Raw genomic sequence first — 18,583 nt, forward strand, 5'->3', positions numbered from 1 at the left:
GAGAGCCCTCAAAAGCTGGGACTCTGGGTAGCTGGGCCGACGCTGATAGCCACGTCTACCAATAATAATTCTGTCCCCTTTCCCCCCCTTTTCCCCGGTCCCCTTTTCCCCGCCAGAGCGACGTCGTTCTGAGCGATATTCACTTCCAGATTTCCTCGTATTTTCGGTCCATTGACGGGAGCAAAAACCGTAAATACAGTGCTTGGAGCCCTCTGCACACTGGAGTGGCAATTCTCACTCTGGAGTGCATGAAATGGCTACTCAGCAACAATTTGTCGACTTTTTGTCAGAAGTCGAACCGAGCGAGTCCACAAAGGCAGCTTGCTCGAGTGCGCACCAAACTCTTAGAGAAAGACTTGCCAGCGACGTGATTTACTGTGATATCCATTTGAGCACATACCTTTCTGGTTCCTACGCCCGGAACACTGCGCTCCGTCCACGGACTTCCGATGGCATTTTGCGTCGACCAGATGTCGACATCATTGTGATCACTAACTACACACCTGACGACCTGCCAAGCGATGTCATAGCTACGTTGCGAAAAGCTTTGACGCGGGCAGGATATGAAGAAATTGAGTCCAATCGTCGTTCAGTATGCGTAAAGCTAGGGTCTGTCGAAATGGATGTTGTCCCCATCATAAATGACCCGCATAAAGAAGGCAGCTGGCTTATCGCAGATAAAGGCGATGAGCAATGGCTTAGCACAAATCCCAATGGCCATAACGCGTGGGCCGGCGCAGTAAACAAGGCCGCTAACGGCAATTTTAAGCCTATGGTGAAGCTGCTCAAGTGGTGGCGCCGCGAGAACCTTCCTAACCTGAAACGGCCTAAAGGCTTCATTCTTGAAACTATAGTCGCTCAGTTATTGGACTATCGCGAAAACAGCTACGAAGAACTGTTTTGCAAACTGCTCGAAAGCATCGCCACCGAGTATCAGTGGCAGGCCACTATGGGACAGGTGCCGTACCTAGAAGACCCAAGCGTACCCGGCAACAATGTGTTCTCGCAGGTAAAACCCGAAGAGTTCAAACGTTTTTACGACCTGGCAGCCGAGCATGCCTTAATCGCTCGCCGAGCTCAAAAGGAACAGGACCCTGATAAGGAGCTCGTCTTATGGCAGCGTATCTTTGGTGACCGCTTCCGAAAATCCGTAAGCAAGTCTGGAAATCTGCTTCAGACTGCAGTTGCCTCTACTGCCGGTCTTACGTTTCCGGCGCACGCGGTGCTGCCGCCTAACAAACCATCCGGGTTTGCTTGATGCGATTACTACTCGAACAAACTGCCCGCATGCTTTCGGAAACACGTGTGCTGGATGCACTTGCAGCCGAATCCGACTGGCTGACTAGATTAATTTGGACCCTCACATCTGAGGCAGAGGTGTGTGTCGAATTTGATATTGTCGTTCAATCAAAGGTTTATGAGGCCGTTCTCATTTACCCCAATCTGTTTCCACAAGCACCTGCCTATGTACGCCCGCGCAAAGCAGATGAAGCCTGGAGTACACACCAGTATCCTGACTCGTGGACTTTGTGCTTGGAGTGGGGGCCAGATAACTGGCGCCCCGACGTAACTGGAGCCGACTTAGTTCGCAGTACGTATCGACTGCTGACCTTTGAAAAAGTCGGCCCTACTTATGGCGTCAGCGCTCCATCCCGGCACAAGACGACATTGGGCCAACAGCTTCGCGCTACGAGCCTACGCTTTGTCGTGACTCACGAGTTCGCAAAAGCGGTGAAGGATGCTTTCTCCGCGCCAAGAGCCCAACTAACCGTTGCAACGAATACCCGCCTATCAATGCTGGTAAGTCTCGCTACGAAATTAGGCGATGACGATGAGGTCGCGATAGGAGGACTTCCATCTGAGTTGAAGGACCCAGGTGCTGGCGTTGTCTTCATCCGGACGGGCTGGATGGTACGGTGTGATGAGTGGGCGAGTCTTACTTCGCCTGTCACATCTCAAACCGACGTCCGTTCATTCCTTCAGGCAAAAGATTGTTGGCCCTGGGAAAATGATGAGCAAAGGTCAGGTTTTCTACTCCTTGTCGACGACAACGCTCACTTACGGCCTATAGCGCTAAGTAATGTCGAGGGGGATGTTGCCTATGAGTACAAAGCCATCGATTGCTCAATCGATGAGTCCAACCGGCAACCTGAACAGTACCAGAGCTTATCAGACAAGCGGGTCGCCATCATTGGGGTGGGGTCAGTAGGCAGCAAGATTGCCGTTTCGCTCGCGCGGTCCGGAGTGAAGCAGTTTCTGCTGATAGATGACGATATTCTTCAACCGAGCAACCTAAGTCGCAATCAACTCGATTGGCTGTCAGTCGGTTATGACAAAGTCGATGGCGTCCGAGGAGCCATTCGCTTGGTCTGCCCCGACGCAGAAATCCGGACTCGTACATTCAGATTCGCCGGTCAAGAAAGCTCCGCATCGAATACTACAGCGCTTGAACAAATCGCTGCTTGCGACCTTGTTATAGACGCCACTGCTAACAGCAAGGTTTTCTCTTCAGTTGCAGCCATTTGCACTCGGAGAAAGATCAGCCTAATTTGGGGCGAGGTTTTCGCTGGTGGCATCGGAGCGCTGATGGCACGAAGCATTCCTGGGGTAGACGCTGAACCATTGATAGTCCGTGCGGCCATCCATGAGTTCTTGGAAACGCTTCCAGAGGCGCCCCATAAACAGGCTGAAGGTTACGATGTCGAAGCCGATGACCAAGTCCTGATTGCGGGCGACGCAGAAGTCAGCCATCTCGCGGCATCATTAACTCAATTTGCCATCGACGCCATGATTCCGAACGAGAGACGCCGATTTCCGGTAGCTGCTTACCTCTTGGGCTATCAGAGGGCGTGGATATTCGAGTCGCCGTTCGATACACGCGCAATTCAGTGCCCCTCTGCTCCCAGTGAACCGCCAGAAGCCGAAGATGCCGCCGCCCATGCAGCAGAGTTTCAGGAGCTCCTAGCCGCCTTTGGTACAAATACAAATGCTGACAGTTAGCGTCCCACCTGACATCCAGCGCACTCTCCAAAATGCCTTGCGCCAATCTGGAGCCAACGAGTGCGGTGGCGTGCTAATGGGTGAACATATAGGCCTGAACAGCTTCATCGTTAGAAGCCTCACAGTTCAAGGAGGAGGTTCATTTGCCAGCTTTATCCGTGGAACACGCTCAGCGTTCCGAGCGTTAACGGAGTATTTCCGGCTCTCGAACCATGACTACGCCCGCTTCAACTACTTAGGCGAATGGCACTCACACCCTAGTTTTTCTGTCCAGCCAAGCCAAACGGACCATCAGTCGATGAAGGCAATTGCGACAGCTCCAGATATCGGTGCGAACTTTGTCGTCCTCCTCATTTTTCGACAAGCCAGGCATGGTCAGCTCGAAGGAAGTGCGCACACATACTTGCCCAATGGCACGGTGTTCGAGAGCCATCTCGTCTTTGAGGAACAACATGACATCTCCACTTTATGAACGTCAGGCCACCGGTGGTGTAGTCGCCCGCGATGGCTTCGGTTACCAAGATGCCTACCTCCTTCAGCACTTGCCCTTGCTACTCTCACAGAGCGCATTTAGCCATGTGGTTAGCGAAGTACTTGGAGACATCGAAATTCGATATCACCGACCAGTAGGCGGGACGTACTGCGTGCTTTATGAAGCAAAACGAAATCAGCTGACTAAGACCGATCTGTGGCAGGAAGTGGCTCGATTTCACGAGCTGCATGTAAAGGCGCCAACTGAGTACGTACATTTTGTGCTGGTTTGCGGTGACTTCGTCAATGAGTTGCAGCCACTTCTACGCAAGCTCGAACGTCTTCGAGGCCCCGCAGCGTCGCTAAACGAAGACTCCGCCATTCGCGCTTCAGCAGAGGCCGACATCGTCAGCACGATCACGAGCTTTGGCCAGAGCGTAGAATTTGGACAATTTGTGCTGGAGCGCGTCGATTTCATCAAATACGACGACTCCCAAATGGAGGGCGGATTTTCAAATCTACTAAGTGAATGCTTGCCGGTGCTGAAAGATTTGCGCAACTCAGAGACCCAGGCGTTTTTGAAAGAGTGCAAGCAGCTAGTCGCCGCATCAATGAAGGGGTACATAAGTCGGAGAGCTCTCGAGGATGTCCTGGTATCTGTTGCGAAAAGCTCAGCTGGCGAGTGGCTCGCAGCTCCATCCGAAATAAAGCTCTTAGCAGCCACACCTCCTGACTTCCTCAATCTTGCATTGGATATCGGCCGCTTCAACGGCCCAGACCGAGGACAACTCGGAATCAGTACCTGGGCAAATCTACTTAGTGAAGCCGAAGACCTAGGGTCATTCCTTTTGGCCAGCCGAGTTAGGCGATCAGTCCGTTTATCCGCTAAGCAGCGTATGTCCCTCGCCTGCGTGCTTGGATATTGCTACTCAGCCACTCGAAATTTCGTACTGCAGATGGAACACAACGGAACGGTATTCGACACATCGTTGCACAATCGTGATGCCAACGTTTTCTTCGATCAGCGAATACAGCCTACAAAAGGTGATGAGGCCGAAGGCGTAATCTGCATCAGCTTCCCGACACCAGGCGAGACAGATGTACTGACGGCTTGCGAAAGCTTTGGTCTGTCACTCTCGCCAAAGCTGTTTCTGACCAGCAAGAGGCCGATATCCGATCTCTCTGTACTCAACAATGCTGTGAGTGAAACAAAAGCAGCGCTCGTTGAGTTCAGAAGCAGGAATCGGCTCAGCAAACTCCACCTATTTATTAAGGCGCCATCCCTGTTCGCCATGGGACTTGGCCACCGCCTCAACGGCGTTGGTCCAGTTCAACTGTATGACTGGGTTGATGTGGAATATCAACCAACCGCCCTCCTAGGCTGAGGCCTATAGGCGACGCCAAACCAGTAGGCTCCGTTGTTACACCGTGCAGCCTTATTACACGCGGAGCAACGCCTCACAAAAGAAGGTGTAACGTCAATTTATCTAATTAATTCAAAAAGTTAAATTGAGAAGTTGTACAGCTTAGTGAACAGTGGTTCACCTGTGCATTGGCCTTATCGTTTGACGGGTAAAAGGTCATCGTTACCGCTGCGGTAACGATGACCTACTGGAACCTCTGATAGTCGCCTGCCGCTGGAGCACGTCTTATAATAAATCCGCCCCCCCTTTTTCCTTCTTTTCCCTTAGGGCTTACCATGCCCTCTCGGATAAAACACTAAGCCGTTACTGGACGGGTTGATGGCGAATTGGTAGCGTCAGACGTACATCCACATTTTGCGCTCCTCAGAGGTTAGCCGATTTTGCTGCGCCGCCTTCCAAGCTAGATAGGTGTGCTTGCAGGGTGAAGGAGGTCGCACGACATCATTAACGCCCAGCTCGGGGAGAAACATGAGCGAAAGTTCTTTCAGGTCAATTCGGAATGGCACAATTGCTTCTGTGATTGCTTCTGTGATTGCTGGTGTTGCTATGTTGGTCGTACCAGATGCAAGAACATCTATCGTAAGATTTTTTTCTTGGGTGTGGTCTGGCGTGACATGGTGTTGGGGCGGGCTCATGTCCTCTTATGGTTTGCCAGGCTGGATATGGATTATCGTTTTTTTATTAGCGCTCACAGGCGTGGCCAGCATTTTTTTCAGGCTTAAAGGCGAACCAACAAAATCCGAACATCACTCCTATGTTGAAGACACCATGTACGGGGCAAAATGGCGTTGGCAATGGATTTCTAATCGAATATCTGATCCTTGGTGCTATTGCCCGCGATGCGAAGCCACTCTTGTTTATGATGATAGTTCTTGCCATAGGTTTTCCTACGAAGAAAAGAAAACAAATTTCATATGTGAAAACTGTGGCCACTCAGTCGTCACCTCTATTCCTGGCGGCAATAAAGCTTATGCACTAGGAGCAGTAGAGCGCGAGATTGACAGGCGAATCCGGATAGGCGAATACAAAAAGCACTAACGCAATAATACTAACAGCGACCATCAGAACAAGGAGCGAACATGAAGGTTAAAGAACTCATTGCAGAACTCGGCAAACAGGACCCAGAGCTGGAGATACTCTGCTACACAGAAGACGAAACAATTACCCCTGAGAACCATTTGTTTCGACTGATCGATATTGAAAGCGTCAGTATTCTCGAAGGGGAAAAGCATCGTGGCGATGACGGAGTCCCCACTTTAAAAATCGGCACCGAAGGCTATACTCAAAAACACGTCATAATTAGTCTTCTTACTGACTTCTAGCGAGCGCTAAATATCCCAACTCGCTAATTCAATAAGGTACGCGCACAATGACGACGATTGAGTTCTATCTAGCCCTTAGAGATGAAATACTGAAGAGTATTTCCGGCGTTGAAAACTCCAATGGATACTACAGCTGGGACGACACCAGCCCGAATTGGCTTACCAAAAGCCGTTTGAACTCACTGCTGGAAAAACACATTCAACTCGCCAGAGGCCTGGGGGTATATATCGTCACAAGGTACGCAAATTGTGACAACCCAAAACACGAAGACTACCCCACAACAAACCGTTATGGGATTTCGATCCCTTACCGAGACGAAAACTTCGTATGGGTCGGAGAGCAGTTATACCAGGGCCACAGACTTTCTACGTGCCCTTGTTCCACAAAAAACAAGCCTCACAAAAACTGGGTAATTGACGACATAGTTTACGACAGGAAATTCAACGCGAAGGATTGCGAGAGTATTGCTCATATCCTTCAGGACGTAAAAATGTCTGTTGAGAAATCGGGAGATAAAAAGGTCCGCTCCGGAATAAGGGAGTATCTGCTAAGAGCTGTGTTACGAATTAATGACGCAATATTGCCAAAATCAGTTGATGACTATATCGCAGAGATCCGTGCAACATCTTAACAATGTCAGGCAGCTAAAACCTCTCCGGACGAAAAAAAGGGAAAAGAGAAGAGAGAAAAGGGGGATGGATATATTTTCGAGACTTCTCCAATACGCCAATTTTCCTCCATACCTTCGCAACAATAAAGCCACAGAATAGGACATCTTATAAAATGGGCACCAGCAGATCATTTGTAAGCTCTTTTGCTGAACTTAAAGATGACTTCAGAAATGACCACATGAAAATTTGTTTTTTGTGGCACGACGAAGTAATGCTAGACATATCAAACGATTACCGACGAAATAACTACGCAACTCAAATATCAGGAAACGAAACATTAACAAAAGAGCAAGCCTCATTACTTACAGATATATTTATTCCACTGCAAGATCGGGTCTCTAGCGATCTACTGGAAGCCTATAACGAATCAAGACCTACAGGATATCCACGATGGGGGAAAGACTATGAGAATTTCACATACTCTGAACCAAAAAACCCTGAGCAATATGCACACAATATTCTATTGGCGCACATCAAGCGCGATTGGAAGTTAGACGAATTTAGTGGCGGAGACGTGGAGCATGCTGAAGGCAGAGCTCGAGCAGCGATCAACACTGTTGGCCTATGGGAATGCATCCAACAAGAGGCTCAATGCATGCTGGAGGCGAGTTATGACGAGCGCGTGGCAATGAGTGCTGCACGCATATTTAACTCAACCCCCCAGAACCAGGTCGAACCATTTAGTTTATTCGAAGCGAGCATCCCGAGCCTTTCATCAGTGCCGTGGACTGAGATCATAAACATCAAAAAATCTGGCCGATTTGAAAAGTTAAGATCAAAGCTGAGTGAGATCGCCAACACACCTAATATAGATAAATATACAGCTCAAGCGGAACTGACCCAGCTTGAGGACCAAGCTGCTGAAGACATTATAGAGCGCTACCGTCCAAAGCTTAAAAAAGTTGCCATAGAGTCAATACTTGCAAACATACCCGGAATACCTGGTGTCAACCCATTTGGCGTATTCTTTGGTATTCGAGACACTTACAAAGAGGCAAAAAAACGGAAGGATTTCAGTTGGCTTTATACTCTCCGCGATGTTCGAAAACTCGTGAAAGGCGTCTAACACCTTTTCCAATATCGGACGAGCCGGACAAAAAGCGGAGAACACTTTGTGTCCTCTACGGACTTTGAAAGGAAGGAAAAAATGTTTACGGATCAATTTTCATGAAAGAAAACTTGCGCTCCCGCTCTAAGTTTACAAAACAATCTCCTTGAAACTGCTGCAGGGAGTCTTGTCGACTTGGTAGTTTCCTGTCGCTCAAGTTAGTCATTTCAGGCGAAAAGATCTTGCTTAGGTGTATGTCGGAGGTTGCAGCAAAGAGATCCGCGCGATACCCTCCAACCGTCGCTGCCAATTCAGCGACCGGGTGTGGAAACCCGTGTAATTCAAGGCGCAACAGCGCCCCCATCACGTCTGCCGGCGCTTTTTTTATGCCTGCGGCGTGAGTTATGGCGGCTGTGCGTGGGACGTCTTCGGGCGTGCCGGTTTCCTTGATTCCCGGTTTTCCACCCTGCGCACAGCTGTCACCCATTCGTGTGGAAACGGATGCGGCAGCTTCACATATCAAGGAGTCTGATAATGCGCAGCATCAATCCGTACAAAATTTGGCTTTCCCCTCCACGCGACTCCCAGTTGCGTATCGCCCCACTGTCCACCCTCTCCCACCGCCTCTCCGTGAGCGGAGGTGGCCAATGACCGATCAGCCAGAACTCCAAACCATTGGCCTGACACCCGCCATCTACTGCGCGGATCAACCACTGTTCCACGTCACTCGCGGCGTTCCCCTCGGCGATGCGTTATCCATGGCTTCTGACTTTCTGTTTCTCGCCAAGAAGCTGAATGAAGATGCTGCGTATGCCACAGATACCGACCGCCACGCCTGGGCTGCGCATTATTTGACGGCGATGGGTAAGGCGGTGGTTGATGATGTGGCGAAGGTGCTGAATCGAGATCGGGATAATGAGCTGGCGTCTAAGCGGGCGGGGGCGAAGGCTGACGTTTAGTGGTTGAGGCCTGTGGGGTGTGGGTGGCTTGTGATGGTGGTAGTTGATTCAGCATTTATGTTGGCTGGGCTGACGCCTTCGCGGGCAAGCCCGCTCCCACAGGGATTGTGGTTAGCTGACGGGCATTGTTTTGCCCGACTAGGCGGCTGGGTTGTCATTGCGGTGCATCTTCCGCATTGATGGTGGCTGGGCTGGCGCTATCGCTAGCAGGCTGGCTCCCACAGGGGTTTTGTGGGGTGGCTGGGATATTGGATTTGCCTCGAGGGATTTCGGGGCTTTTTATTGTTTGGCTCGGGGTGGATGGGTTTCGGTTTATAGCGGGATTGATCAACGCATCTGCACCCTGAATTGCCCACGGATCTGATGCTGTTTCTTCCCGGTAATGCTTGCTATACATCCCCCATCGACAAGCCCTCAGGGCATTAGGCCGGTGAGTAAACACCCCGCGCGGCTCTCATCTAGACTTAATGGAAAGTCGTAGGCAGAACCGAACACGTCGCTTTGGTGCAGTTCGATCAATAGCGGCGTGGCAAGCTGCCCTTTATGCCCAGTAGAGGTGCGGCGAAGACCGCGTCGGGCACAACAAGATGCCCGCCAAGGGTGCCCTGGCCAACGGCCTGAAATTGCCACGATACCGTGACGTGGTGTGAGTGCCGCAGCCGACACTTTCGGACGACCGACGACCATCTGGTTTGTCCGTGACCGTGAGGATTGCTGAATGCCTGATGAGACGTTGCACGTGCCTTTGGTCAACAGCCTGCTGGAGCGCCACAAGGGCTCTCCGGGTGCACTGTTGCCCATTCTTCATGATATTCAGGAACGCATCGGTTACATCCCCGATGCCGCCGTCCCCGAGATTGCCCACGCCCTCAACCAGAGTCAGGCCGAGATTCGCGGGGTGATCAGCTTTTACCATGACTTCCGTACTGCGCCTCCGGCCCGACACATTCTGCGTTTGTGCCGCGCAGAGTCGTGCAAGAGTCGCGGTGCCGAGCAGCTTGCGGCGCAGTTGCGCGAACGTCTGCAACTGGACGATCACGGCAGCAGCGCCGATGGCAGCATCAGTTTGCGGCCGGTGTATTGCCTCGGCGCCTGTGCCTGCTCGCCTGCTCTGGAGCTGGATGGTCGGGTGCATGCGCGGCTGAGCGCTGAGCGGCTCGATGCCTTGCTCGACGCTTGCCGGGAGGACGCATGATGCCGTCGCTCTATTTGCCCAGTGATTCGCTGGCCCGTGCGGTGGGGGCCGATGAGGTGGCGGTGGCCCTTATCACTCAGGCTCGGGAACGTAATTTGCCTCTGGAGCTGCAGCGCACCAGTTCGCGCGGCCTCTATTGGCTGGAGCCGCTGCTTGAAGTGGACAGTCCGCAAGGCCGGATTGGCTTCGGTCCGCTGACCGCTGCGGATGTGCCGTCCGTGCTCGAAGCGCTGCAAGGCGAGCCGTCCGCGCATCCACTGGCCTTGGGCCTGGTGGAAGAGCTGCCTTATCTGAAGACTCAACAACGTCTGCTGTTTGCCCGCGCCGGTATTACCCGACCGCTGTCGCTGGATGATTATCGGGCCCATGGTGGTTTCGAGGGTTTAACGAGGGCCGTGGCCGTTGGCGGTGAGCAAACCGCGACGGAGGTGTTCGATTCAGGCCTGCGTGGCCGTGGCGGTGCGGCGTTTCCGGCCGGGATCAAATGGCGCACGGTGCGCGCCACCCAGGCGGCGCAGAAATACATCGTGTGCAACGCCGACGAAGGCGACTCCGGCACCTTCGCCGACCGCATGTTGATGGAAGGCGATCCCTTCCTGCTGATCGAAGGCATGGCCATTGCCGGCATCACCGTCGGTGCCACTTACGGCTACATCTATGTGCGCTCGGAATATCCAGACGCCGTGGCCACGCTGCGTCAGGCGCTGAATCTGGCTCGGGCTGCCGGTTACCTTGGCGCCAATGTTGGCGGCAGTGGCCAGGCTTTCGATATGGAAGTGCGGGTCGGTGCCGGCGCTTATATCTGCGGTGAGGAAACCGCGCTGCTGGACTCCCTCGAAGGCAAGCGCGGGATTGTCCGCGCCAAGCCGCCGATCCCGGCGTTGCAGGGCTTGTTCGGTCTACCGACGCTGGTGCACAACGTGCTGACCCTGGCCTCGGTGCCGCTGATTCTGGCCAAGGGTGCGCAGTTTTATCGCGACTACGGCATGGGCCGTTCCCTGGGCACCATGCCCTTCCAGTTGGCGGGCAATATTCGTCACGGCGGCCTGGTGGAACGGGCGTTTGGCCTGACTCTGCGGGAACTGGTGGACGGCTACGGTGGCGGGACCGCCAGTGGCCGGCCGCTGAAGGCTGCGCAGGTGGGCGGTCCGCTCGGTGCGTGGGTGCCGCCGTCGCAATTCGACACGCCGCTGGATTACGAAGCGTTTGCCGCCATCGGTGCGATGCTCGGTCATGGTGGTGTGGTGGTGGCTGACGACAGCCTGGACATGGCGCACATGGCGCGTTTCGCCATGCAGTTCTGCGCCGAGGAATCCTGTGGCAAATGCACGCCCTGCCGCATCGGCTCGACCCGGGGTGTTGAGGTGATCGACCGCCTGCTCGCCGCGCCGGACCAAAACGGTCGCGATGAGCAGGCAATCGTCCTCAAGGACCTGTGCGACACTCTGCAATACGGTTCGCTCTGTGCGTTGGGCGGCATGGTCTCCTTTCCTGTGGCCAGCGCCCTCAAGCACTTCCCCGCCGACTTCGGTCTGCAAGCCTCGGAGGCCGAGCAATGATTACTCTCTTCGACCCGAAAACCGATATCGATCTGGGCACACCGGCCCGCGACAGCGACGTGCACGTCACGCTGAACATCGACGGTCGCAGCATCAGCGTGCCTGAAGGCACTTCGGTGATGCGCGCCGCCGCGCTGCTGGGCACCACCATTCCCAAACTCTGCGCCACCGACAGCCTGGAAGCCTTCGGCTCTTGCCGCATGTGTCTGGTGGAGATCGACGGCATGCGTGGCTACCCGGCGTCCTGCACCACGCCGGTCACTGAAGGCATGACCGTGCACACCCAGACGCCGAAGCTTGCGACCCTACGGCGCAACGTCATGGAGTTGTACATCTCCGATCACCCGCTGGACTGCCTGACCTGCTCGGCCAACGGCAACTGCGAGCTGCAAACCGTGGCCGGTCAGGTCGGCCTGCGGGAAGTGCGTTACGGCTACGAAGGCGACAACCATCTGGCCGACGTGAAAGACACCTCCAACCCTTATTTCGACTACGACCCGAGCAAGTGCATCGTCTGCAACCGCTGCGTGCGTGCCTGCGAAGAAACCCAGGGCACCTTTGCCTTGACCATTACCGGGCGTGGTTTTGAATCCCGGGTAGCCGCTGCTGGCGGCGATAACTTTCTTGAGTCGGAATGCGTGTCCTGCGGCGCCTGTGTGCAAGCCTGCCCTACCGCGACGCTGATGGAAAAAAGCGTGGTCGAACTGGGTCAGCCGGAACGCAGCGTGATCACCACGTGTGCCTATTGCGGCGTGGGCTGCTCGTTCCGCGCCGAGATGAAAGGCGACAAGCTGGTGCGCATGGTCCCTGACAAGAACGGTCAGGCCAACCACGGTCACTCTTGCGTCAAAGGACGCTTTGCTTGGGGTTATGCGACTCACCCGGATCGCATCACCAAGCCGATGATCCGCAAACACATCAACGACCCTTGGCAGGAAGTCAGCTGGGATGAAGCGGTGACTTATGCCGCCAGTGAATTCCGTCGGTTGCAGCAAAAATACGGCCGCGATTCCATTGGTGGCATCACCTCCAGCCGCTGCACCAACGAAGAAACCTATCTGGTGCAAAAACTGGTGCGCGCCGCGTTCGGCAATAACAACGTCGACACCTGTGCGCGGGTTTGCCATTCGCCGACCGGCTATGGACTGAAGCAAACTTTGGGCGAGTCTGCCGGCACTCAGAGTTTCGACTCAGTGATGCAAGCCGACGTGATTCTGGTGATGGGCGCCAACCCCAGCGACGCCCACCCGGTGTTCGCCTCGCAGCTCAAACGCCGCTTGCGGGAAGGCGCGAAGCTGATCGTCATCGACCCACGGCGCATTGATCTGGTGGACTCTGTGCATGCCCGCGCCGAACTGCACCTGGCCCTGCGTCCGGGCACCAACGTCGCCATGCTCAACGCCCTGGCCCACACCATCGTCACCGAAGGCCTGCTCAACCAGGCCTTTATCGACGAACGTTGCGAGGGCAGCGATTTCGCTCGCTGGAGCGAGTTCGTCAGCCGTGCGGAAAATGCGCCGGAAGTGCTGGGCGACATTTGCGGCGTAAACGCTGCCGACATCCGTGCCGCCGCCCGTCTGTACGCGGGCGCCGGCAATGCGGCGATCTACTACGGCCTGGGCATCACCGAACACAGCCAGGGCAGCACCGCGGTCATGGGCATCGCCAACCTCGCCATGGCCACCGGCAACATCGGCCGTGAAGGCGTCGGTGTGAATCCGCTGCGTGGACAGAACAACGTTCAGGGCTCCTGCGACATGGGTTCCTTCCCCCACGAGCTGCCCGGTTACCGGCACATTTCCAATGAGGTGGTACGGGCGCAATTCGAACAAGCGTGGAACGTGACCTTGCAACCCGATCCGGGCCTGCGCATTCCCAACATGTTCGAGTCTGCGCTGGCCGGCAGTTTCAAGGGCTTGTATTGCCAAGGCGAAGACATCGCCCAGAGCGACCCGAATACCCAGCACGTCACTGCGGCCCTGTCGGCCATGGAATGCGTGGTGGTGCAGGACATTTTCCTCAACGAAACCGCCCGGTTCGCCCACGTGTTCCTGCCGGGCAGTTCGTTCCTGGAAAAGGACGGCACCTTCACCAACGCCGAGCGCCGCATCTCCCGGGTGCGCAAGGTCATGGAGCCCCTGGGCGGCAAGGCCGACTGGGAAGGCACGGTCGCCCTGGCCAACGCCTTGGGCTACCCGATGAACTACACGCATCCATCGCAAATCATGGATGAAATCGCCAGCCTGACGCCGACCTTCACCAACGTCAGCTACGCCGCGCTGGACAGCCATGGCAGCCTGCAATGGCCGTGCAACGCCGCCGCACCGGACGGCACGCCGACCATGCACATCGAGCAATTCGTGCGCGGCAAGGGACGCTTCATGCTCACCGGTTACGTGCCCACCGAGGAGAAGGTCAACAATCGCTATCCGCTGCTGCTGACCACCGGGCGCATCCTCAGCCAGTACAACGTTGGCGCACAGACACGGCGCACCGAAAACGTCGCCTGGCATGATGAAGACCGTCTGGAAATCCACCCGACCGACGCCGAGAGCCGTGGCATCAACGAAGGTGACTGGGTCGGTATCGGCAGCCGCGCCGGCCAGACCGTACTGCGTGCGCGGGTCACCGAACGGGTCGCCCCGGGCGTGGTGTACACCACGTTCCACTTCCCGGAATCGGGGGCCAACGTCATCACCACTGATAACTCGGACTGGGCCACCAACTGTCCTGAGTACAAAGTCACCGCCGTCGAAGTCAGCCGCGTCTACCACCCTTCCGAGTGGCAGAAACGCTATCAGGCCTTCAGCGACGAACAGGACCGTTTGCTCAAGGAACGCCGTCAGGCCCGTGGCGCTAAAGCAGAGGTGCGCCGATGAGTACCGAGAACCTGATCAAGATGGTCAACCAGATCGCCCTGTATTTCGCCACCGAACCGGACCCGCAAACGGCCGTGCTCGGCGTGCGTAATCATCTGCAGATGTACTGGACGCCGGGTATGCGCAAGGAATTGCTGGCCTGGCAGACGGAGCATCAAGGGGCAGATTTGCACCCGCTGGCGCAGGCGGCGGTTAGTGGCGCGGGGTGGGAGGCTTAGGTTCACACAAACTCAAGATTGACCGAAAAACCTGTGGGAGCGGGCTTGCTCGCGAATGCGGAGTGTCAGGCGAAATTGCAGTGACTGACGCACCGCATTCGCGAGCAAGCCCGCTCCCACATGGATTGTGTGTGTGTTCAGAGTAGATGCTTGGAAATCAGCTTCGAAATTTCCACCATCGATGTCTTCCCGGTGAACTCGAACTTCACCTTCCCCAGCGACGAAAAATAAATCTCCAACTCGGAATCCAGGTCAAACGTCCCTGACGTTTCCACCGAATACGCCACGATGTTTTTGTACGGCAACGAGGTGAAGTCCTTCTTGCTGCCGGTGAGGCCCTGCACGTTGACCGCGATGATCCGCTTGTTGGTAAACACGACCCCATCGCGCATGGATTTGTAGGAGTCGACGACCTGCTCCCCGTCCAGTAGCAGCGCGGTGACGCGTTCGGCGTATTCGTCGTTCTGCTTGAGTTTGAAGAAGCCTTTGTTGTTGAAATCAATCATCTGTCATTCCCTGTTTTCAAATGAACCTCTAAACCGGATGCACCGGCAACACCACCAACGCCTCCAACCCGCCCTTCGACCGATTACGCAGCTTCAGTTCCCCGCCATGCTCCAACACTATCGCCCGCGCCGCCGATAATCCCAACCCCACACCGCCAGTGCTTTTGTTTCGCGATCCTTCCATGCGAAAGAACGGTGCAAACACTTGCTCAAGGCTGGCCTCCGGAATCCCCGGCCCACGATCCAGTACTTTGATCCGCACTTCCCCGGCATCAGCAATCAGCTCGATCACCGGCTCGCTTCCATACTTGATCGCGTTATCCAGCAGATTGGTCATCACCCGCTTAAGCCCCAAGGGCCTGCCGAAATACACAAGCCGCAGCGGCCCGCTGAAGGCAATCTCAACACCCTGGTCCCGATAATCATCCAGCAACGTTTGCAGCAGTTCAGCCAGATCAAACTGGGTCGCCGGTTCAAGCCGCGCATCATCCCGGAAGAAATCCAGCGCCGAATTGATCATCGCCTGCATTTCATCCACGTCACGAAACAGCCGCTGCTGTTGCTCGCTGTCTTCGATGAATTCCCCGCGCAAGCGCATCCGCGTCAGGGGCGCGCGCAGGTCGTGGGAGATCGCGGCGAGCATTTGCGTGCGGTCGCGGATGAAGTGTTGCAGTTGGGCTTGCATGGCGTTGAAGGCGAGGATCGCCTGGCGGATTTCCTGGGGCCCGAGGGGCTCGATCGGGGGGGCGCGGAAGTCCACGCCGAAACGTCGGGCGCCTTCGGCGAAGTGTTGCAACGGTGTGGCGAGGCGGCGGGTGGCGATCAGTGTGACGAGAGTGGTGGAGATCAGCACCAGCAGGATGACGATCAGGTAGCGTGGCGTGTCGTCGAGCCCCCAATTGCGCGAATGTGCAGCGAACATCAGCCAGGAGGCGTCCGGCAGCTCGATCAGCAGCGCGTAATGTGCGTCCGGCGAGTTATCCGCCCAGTCAGCCGGCTCATAGACTTGGATACGCCCGCCGAATTTAAGCAGCGGCTGCAGGACGGTCGAGCCGACTTCGGAGTCCAGATCCTCCACCGGCGGCAGATTGAGTTCACGCCGACCAAGGTGCCAGCTGACGGTGAGGCCGTCATCGCTGATGGCTTGCGCCAGTTGGCTGCGCAATGGCGCCGGGGCGGCCTGAATGACGCGGGTGATGGCGGCCATCTTATCCAGCAGCCCGGTTTCGGTCAGCGGCGGACGCGCCCACACGCCGGCCAATTGGATAAACAGCCCGTTGAGCGCCAGCGAAATGAGCATCGCCAGAATGATGGTCAAGGCGATCCAGCGCGCCACCGTGTCCCGGCGAATCCGCTTCAACCAGCTCATCGCCGCGTCACGCTGGGGGTGAACAGGTAACCGCCATTGCGCACCGTGCGAATCATCGCCGGGCGCTTGGTGTCGGTCTCGAGTTTGCGTCGCAGGCGACTGACTTGCACATCGATGCTGCGATCGAACGCGTCATGGCAATGCCCGCGTGCCAGGTCCAGCAACTGCTCGCGGGTGAGGATGCGCTGGGGGTGTTCGACGAAGACCAGCAGCAAATCGAATTCACCGGCCGAGAGCGGAATCATCACGTTGTCCGGCGAGCGCAGTTCACGGCGGGTGACGTCGAGGTGCCAGTCGGCGAAGTCGATCAACGGCCGTGGGCGCTCCTGCACGACTGGGCGGCGCTCGTCCACGCGACGCAGCACGGCGCGCACTCGGGCCAGCAGTTCGCGGGCGTCGAAGGGTTTGGTCAGGTAATCATCAGCGCCGAGTTCGAGGCCGACGACCCGGTCACTGAGTTCGCCCATGGCCGTGAGCATGATCACCGGCATGGCGTAGCGAATCCGCAGTTGCTGGCACAGGATCAGTCCACTGTCCCCCGGCAACATCACGTCAAGAATGATCAGGTCCGGCGGCTGCCGCTCGATAGCCGCCCACAGCGACGCGCCGTCGGTGGCGACCTCGACGCTGTAGCCGTGCTGCACGAAGAATTTTTTCAGCAGATCGAGGACTTCAAGGTCGTCGTCCACAATTAAAAGGCTGTTCACCGAAGGTCACTTAAGGGGCCGAATGGAGCCGCCATCTAAAACCATTCACGGCAGCGCGTCATATATTTCAATCCTGCAATAAAACGTCGGCGCTGCAATAAACCAGACATCTTTGCGCAAGGCTTGGGGTTCAGCATCTCGGCGAATTCCTCCCGAGACTTGCGTCCATGTTGCCTTTCAAATGTGCTCCCTGGCTGGCCCGCAACACTTCGATTGCCGTGTTCGCTGCAGGGCTGGCGGGTTGCAGCAGCCAACCGCCGGCGTCCACCACCGTGACCTGCGCCGAAATCAGCTATTCGGTGTACGACCCGGTCGAGCCGTTCAACCGCGGCGTCTTCGCCTTCAATCGGGTGGCCGATGACTATGCCCTGGCGCCAGTCGCTCGTGGCTATCGCTACTTGCCGGATTTTTTCCAGGCGGGTGTGCATAACTTCGTCGCGAACTTTGGTGAGCCCAAGGTCTTTATCAATGATCTGATGCAAGGCAACCCGATGCGCTCGGTCAACACGTTGGGGCGTTTCGCGCTCAATACCACGGTCGGAGTGGTGGGCTTGATCGATGTGTCCGGCATGGCCGGCATCCCGCGTCACGACGCGGACTTTGGTCAGACGTTCGGCGTGTGGGGCATTGGCGGCGGTCCGATTGTCGAGTTGCCATTGTTCGGCACCTCGAACAGCCGCGACGCGGCCGGGCGAGTGCTGAGTTTTGTGGTCGATCCGTTCGGCAGCAACAGCGATACCGTCGCCACGCTGTCCACCATCAACACGGTCGGCGGCATCGTGGATGGTCGAGCAGAAGCGTTACCGCTGACCGACAGCCTGCAAAAACTGCCGGATTACTACAGCGCCTTGCGCAACGTGGTCGCCGAGCATCGAGCCGCTTATGTGGCGGATGGCAAACAAGGTTCAGCGCAAGCAACCAAACCTCAATGCGAAGGAGCACCGGCCGATGGTTTCTGAAAACAATCTTCTGACGCTGCAACAGCGAGTGACCCGCCACGACGCAGCCAATCTGCACTGCCGGGAAATCACCCTGCGCCTGTCACCGGACTGCCGCCAACTGGTGCTCAGCCGCTACACCGAACACTACGGCCCGGCGGTGGTGCGCTGGATCGAGCGCAGTCATACGGTGTCGCTGAGCGAACTGTTTCGTTGGCTGGTGGCCAATGGGGAAACCAGTGTCATGAGAGGGGACAGCCTTTCGCTGCCGTGATGAATCGCCATCAATCCTTTTATGGGTGTGGCTGATGCCGAA

General features: G+C 56.0%; 19 protein-coding genes. 15 read left to right on the plus strand and 4 right to left on the minus strand.

Annotated elements, in window-relative coordinates; genetic code table 11:
• Nucleotides 1-253: 253 nt before the first annotated feature.
• The 8 genes from ACA049_RS25055 (at nt 254) to ACA049_RS25090 (ending at nt 7,955) form a co-directional block, all read left to right on the plus strand.
• Nucleotides 254-1,258 carry an SMODS domain-containing nucleotidyltransferase gene (locus ACA049_RS25055; RefSeq protein WP_497330657.1) on the plus strand — a complete coding sequence of 335 codons (1,005 nt, stop codon included), beginning with the start codon at nt 254-256 and terminating at the stop codon, nt 1,256-1,258.
• A complete protein-coding gene (locus ACA049_RS25060; protein WP_497330659.1) occupies nt 1,258-3,000 on the plus strand; it encodes a ThiF family adenylyltransferase in 1,743 nt (580 codons plus the stop codon). The genes ACA049_RS25055 and ACA049_RS25060 overlap by 1 nt, the downstream gene beginning before the upstream one ends.
• Nucleotides 2,987-3,472, plus strand: a complete 486-nt coding sequence (locus ACA049_RS25065) for a M67 family metallopeptidase (RefSeq protein WP_497330661.1) — start codon at nt 2,987-2,989, stop codon at nt 3,470-3,472. The genes ACA049_RS25060 and ACA049_RS25065 overlap by 14 nt, the downstream gene beginning before the upstream one ends.
• Nucleotides 3,453-4,856: a CD-NTase-associated endodeoxyribonuclease Cap4 gene (gene cap4, locus ACA049_RS25070; RefSeq protein ID WP_497330663.1), complete on the plus strand. Its 1,404-nt coding sequence runs from the start codon at nt 3,453-3,455 to the stop codon at nt 4,854-4,856. Before ACA049_RS25065 ends, cap4 begins: the two co-directional genes overlap by 20 nt.
• A 507-nt stretch (nt 4,857-5,363) precedes the next feature.
• Nucleotides 5,364-5,933, plus strand: coding sequence for a hypothetical protein (locus ACA049_RS25075; protein WP_497330665.1), 570 nt, complete (start codon nt 5,364-5,366; stop codon nt 5,931-5,933).
• 41 nt (nt 5,934-5,974) lie between these two features.
• Nucleotides 5,975-6,217: a hypothetical protein gene (locus tag ACA049_RS25080; RefSeq protein WP_497330667.1), complete on the plus strand. Its 243-nt coding sequence runs from the start codon at nt 5,975-5,977 to the stop codon at nt 6,215-6,217.
• A gap of 47 nt (nt 6,218-6,264) precedes the next feature.
• Nucleotides 6,265-6,849 carry a hypothetical protein gene (locus tag ACA049_RS25085; RefSeq protein WP_497330669.1) on the plus strand — a complete coding sequence of 195 codons (585 nt, stop codon included), beginning with the start codon at nt 6,265-6,267 and terminating at the stop codon, nt 6,847-6,849.
• Nucleotides 6,850-7,001: 152 nt separating this feature from the next.
• Nucleotides 7,002-7,955, plus strand: coding sequence for a hypothetical protein (locus tag ACA049_RS25090; RefSeq protein ID WP_497330671.1), 954 nt, complete (start codon nt 7,002-7,004; stop codon nt 7,953-7,955).
• Nucleotides 7,956-8,040: 85 nt separating this feature from the next.
• On the opposite strand, the gene ACA049_RS25095 is transcribed toward ACA049_RS25090, so the two are convergent.
• Nucleotides 8,041-8,424, minus strand: coding sequence for a hypothetical protein (locus ACA049_RS25095; protein WP_497330673.1), 384 nt, complete (start codon nt 8,422-8,424; stop codon nt 8,041-8,043).
• Nucleotides 8,425-8,584: 160 nt separating this feature from the next.
• Between ACA049_RS25095 and ACA049_RS25100 the strand changes: the two genes are divergently transcribed.
• The 5 genes from ACA049_RS25100 to ACA049_RS25120 all read left to right on the plus strand — a co-directional run bounded on the left by ACA049_RS25100 (nt 8,585) and on the right by ACA049_RS25120 (nt 14,747).
• Nucleotides 8,585-8,896: a DUF3077 domain-containing protein gene (locus ACA049_RS25100; protein WP_497330675.1), complete on the plus strand. Its 312-nt coding sequence runs from the start codon at nt 8,585-8,587 to the stop codon at nt 8,894-8,896.
• 718 nt (nt 8,897-9,614) lie between these two features.
• Nucleotides 9,615-10,091 (plus strand): formate dehydrogenase subunit gamma, encoded by a 477-nt coding sequence (locus ACA049_RS25105; protein ID WP_497330677.1) that lies wholly within the window; start codon nt 9,615-9,617, stop codon nt 10,089-10,091.
• Complete coding sequence (locus ACA049_RS25110; RefSeq protein ID WP_497330679.1) at nt 10,088-11,650, plus strand: formate dehydrogenase beta subunit; 1,563 nt, start codon at nt 10,088-10,090, stop codon at nt 11,648-11,650. Before ACA049_RS25105 ends, ACA049_RS25110 begins: the two co-directional genes overlap by 4 nt.
• Nucleotides 11,647-14,529: a formate dehydrogenase subunit alpha gene (gene fdhF / locus ACA049_RS25115; protein ID WP_497330681.1), complete on the plus strand. Its 2,883-nt coding sequence runs from the start codon at nt 11,647-11,649 to the stop codon at nt 14,527-14,529. The genes ACA049_RS25110 and fdhF overlap by 4 nt, the downstream gene beginning before the upstream one ends.
• On the plus strand, nt 14,526-14,747 hold the full coding sequence (locus ACA049_RS25120) for a formate dehydrogenase subunit delta (RefSeq protein ID WP_497330683.1): 222 nt from the start codon (nt 14,526-14,528) through the stop codon (nt 14,745-14,747). Before fdhF ends, ACA049_RS25120 begins: the two co-directional genes overlap by 4 nt.
• Nucleotides 14,748-14,884: 137 nt before the next feature.
• Here the strand turns inward: ACA049_RS25120 and ACA049_RS25125 are convergent, their stop codons facing one another.
• The 3 genes from ACA049_RS25125 to ACA049_RS25135 are packed head-to-tail and all read right to left on the minus strand — an operon-like array spanning nt 14,885 to nt 17,329.
• Nucleotides 14,885-15,253: a PH domain-containing protein gene (locus ACA049_RS25125; protein ID WP_497330685.1), complete on the minus strand. Its 369-nt coding sequence runs from the start codon at nt 15,251-15,253 to the stop codon at nt 14,885-14,887.
• A gap of 28 nt (nt 15,254-15,281) precedes the next feature.
• Complete coding sequence (locus tag ACA049_RS25130; RefSeq protein WP_497330687.1) at nt 15,282-16,622, minus strand: ATP-binding protein; 1,341 nt, start codon at nt 16,620-16,622, stop codon at nt 15,282-15,284.
• Nucleotides 16,619-17,329, minus strand: coding sequence for a response regulator (locus ACA049_RS25135; RefSeq protein WP_497330689.1), 711 nt, complete (start codon nt 17,327-17,329; stop codon nt 16,619-16,621). The genes ACA049_RS25130 and ACA049_RS25135 overlap by 4 nt, the downstream gene beginning before the upstream one ends.
• 167 nt (nt 17,330-17,496) lie before the next feature.
• Here ACA049_RS25135 and ACA049_RS25140 point away from each other — a divergent pair, with 167 nt between their 5' ends.
• Together ACA049_RS25140 and ACA049_RS25145 are read left to right on the plus strand one after the other, a co-directional pair.
• Complete coding sequence (locus ACA049_RS25140; protein ID WP_497330691.1) at nt 17,497-18,288, plus strand: MlaA family lipoprotein; 792 nt, start codon at nt 17,497-17,499, stop codon at nt 18,286-18,288.
• The gene (locus ACA049_RS25145; RefSeq protein WP_497330693.1) at nt 18,278-18,541 is read left to right on the plus strand and encodes a hypothetical protein; all 264 of its coding nucleotides are present in this window, start codon (nt 18,278-18,280) and stop codon (nt 18,539-18,541) included. The genes ACA049_RS25140 and ACA049_RS25145 overlap by 11 nt, the downstream gene beginning before the upstream one ends.
• The last annotated feature ends 42 nt before the right edge of the window (nt 18,542-18,583 follow it).

The sequence above is a fragment of the Pseudomonas sp. LBUM1662 genome (assembly GCF_059695915.1).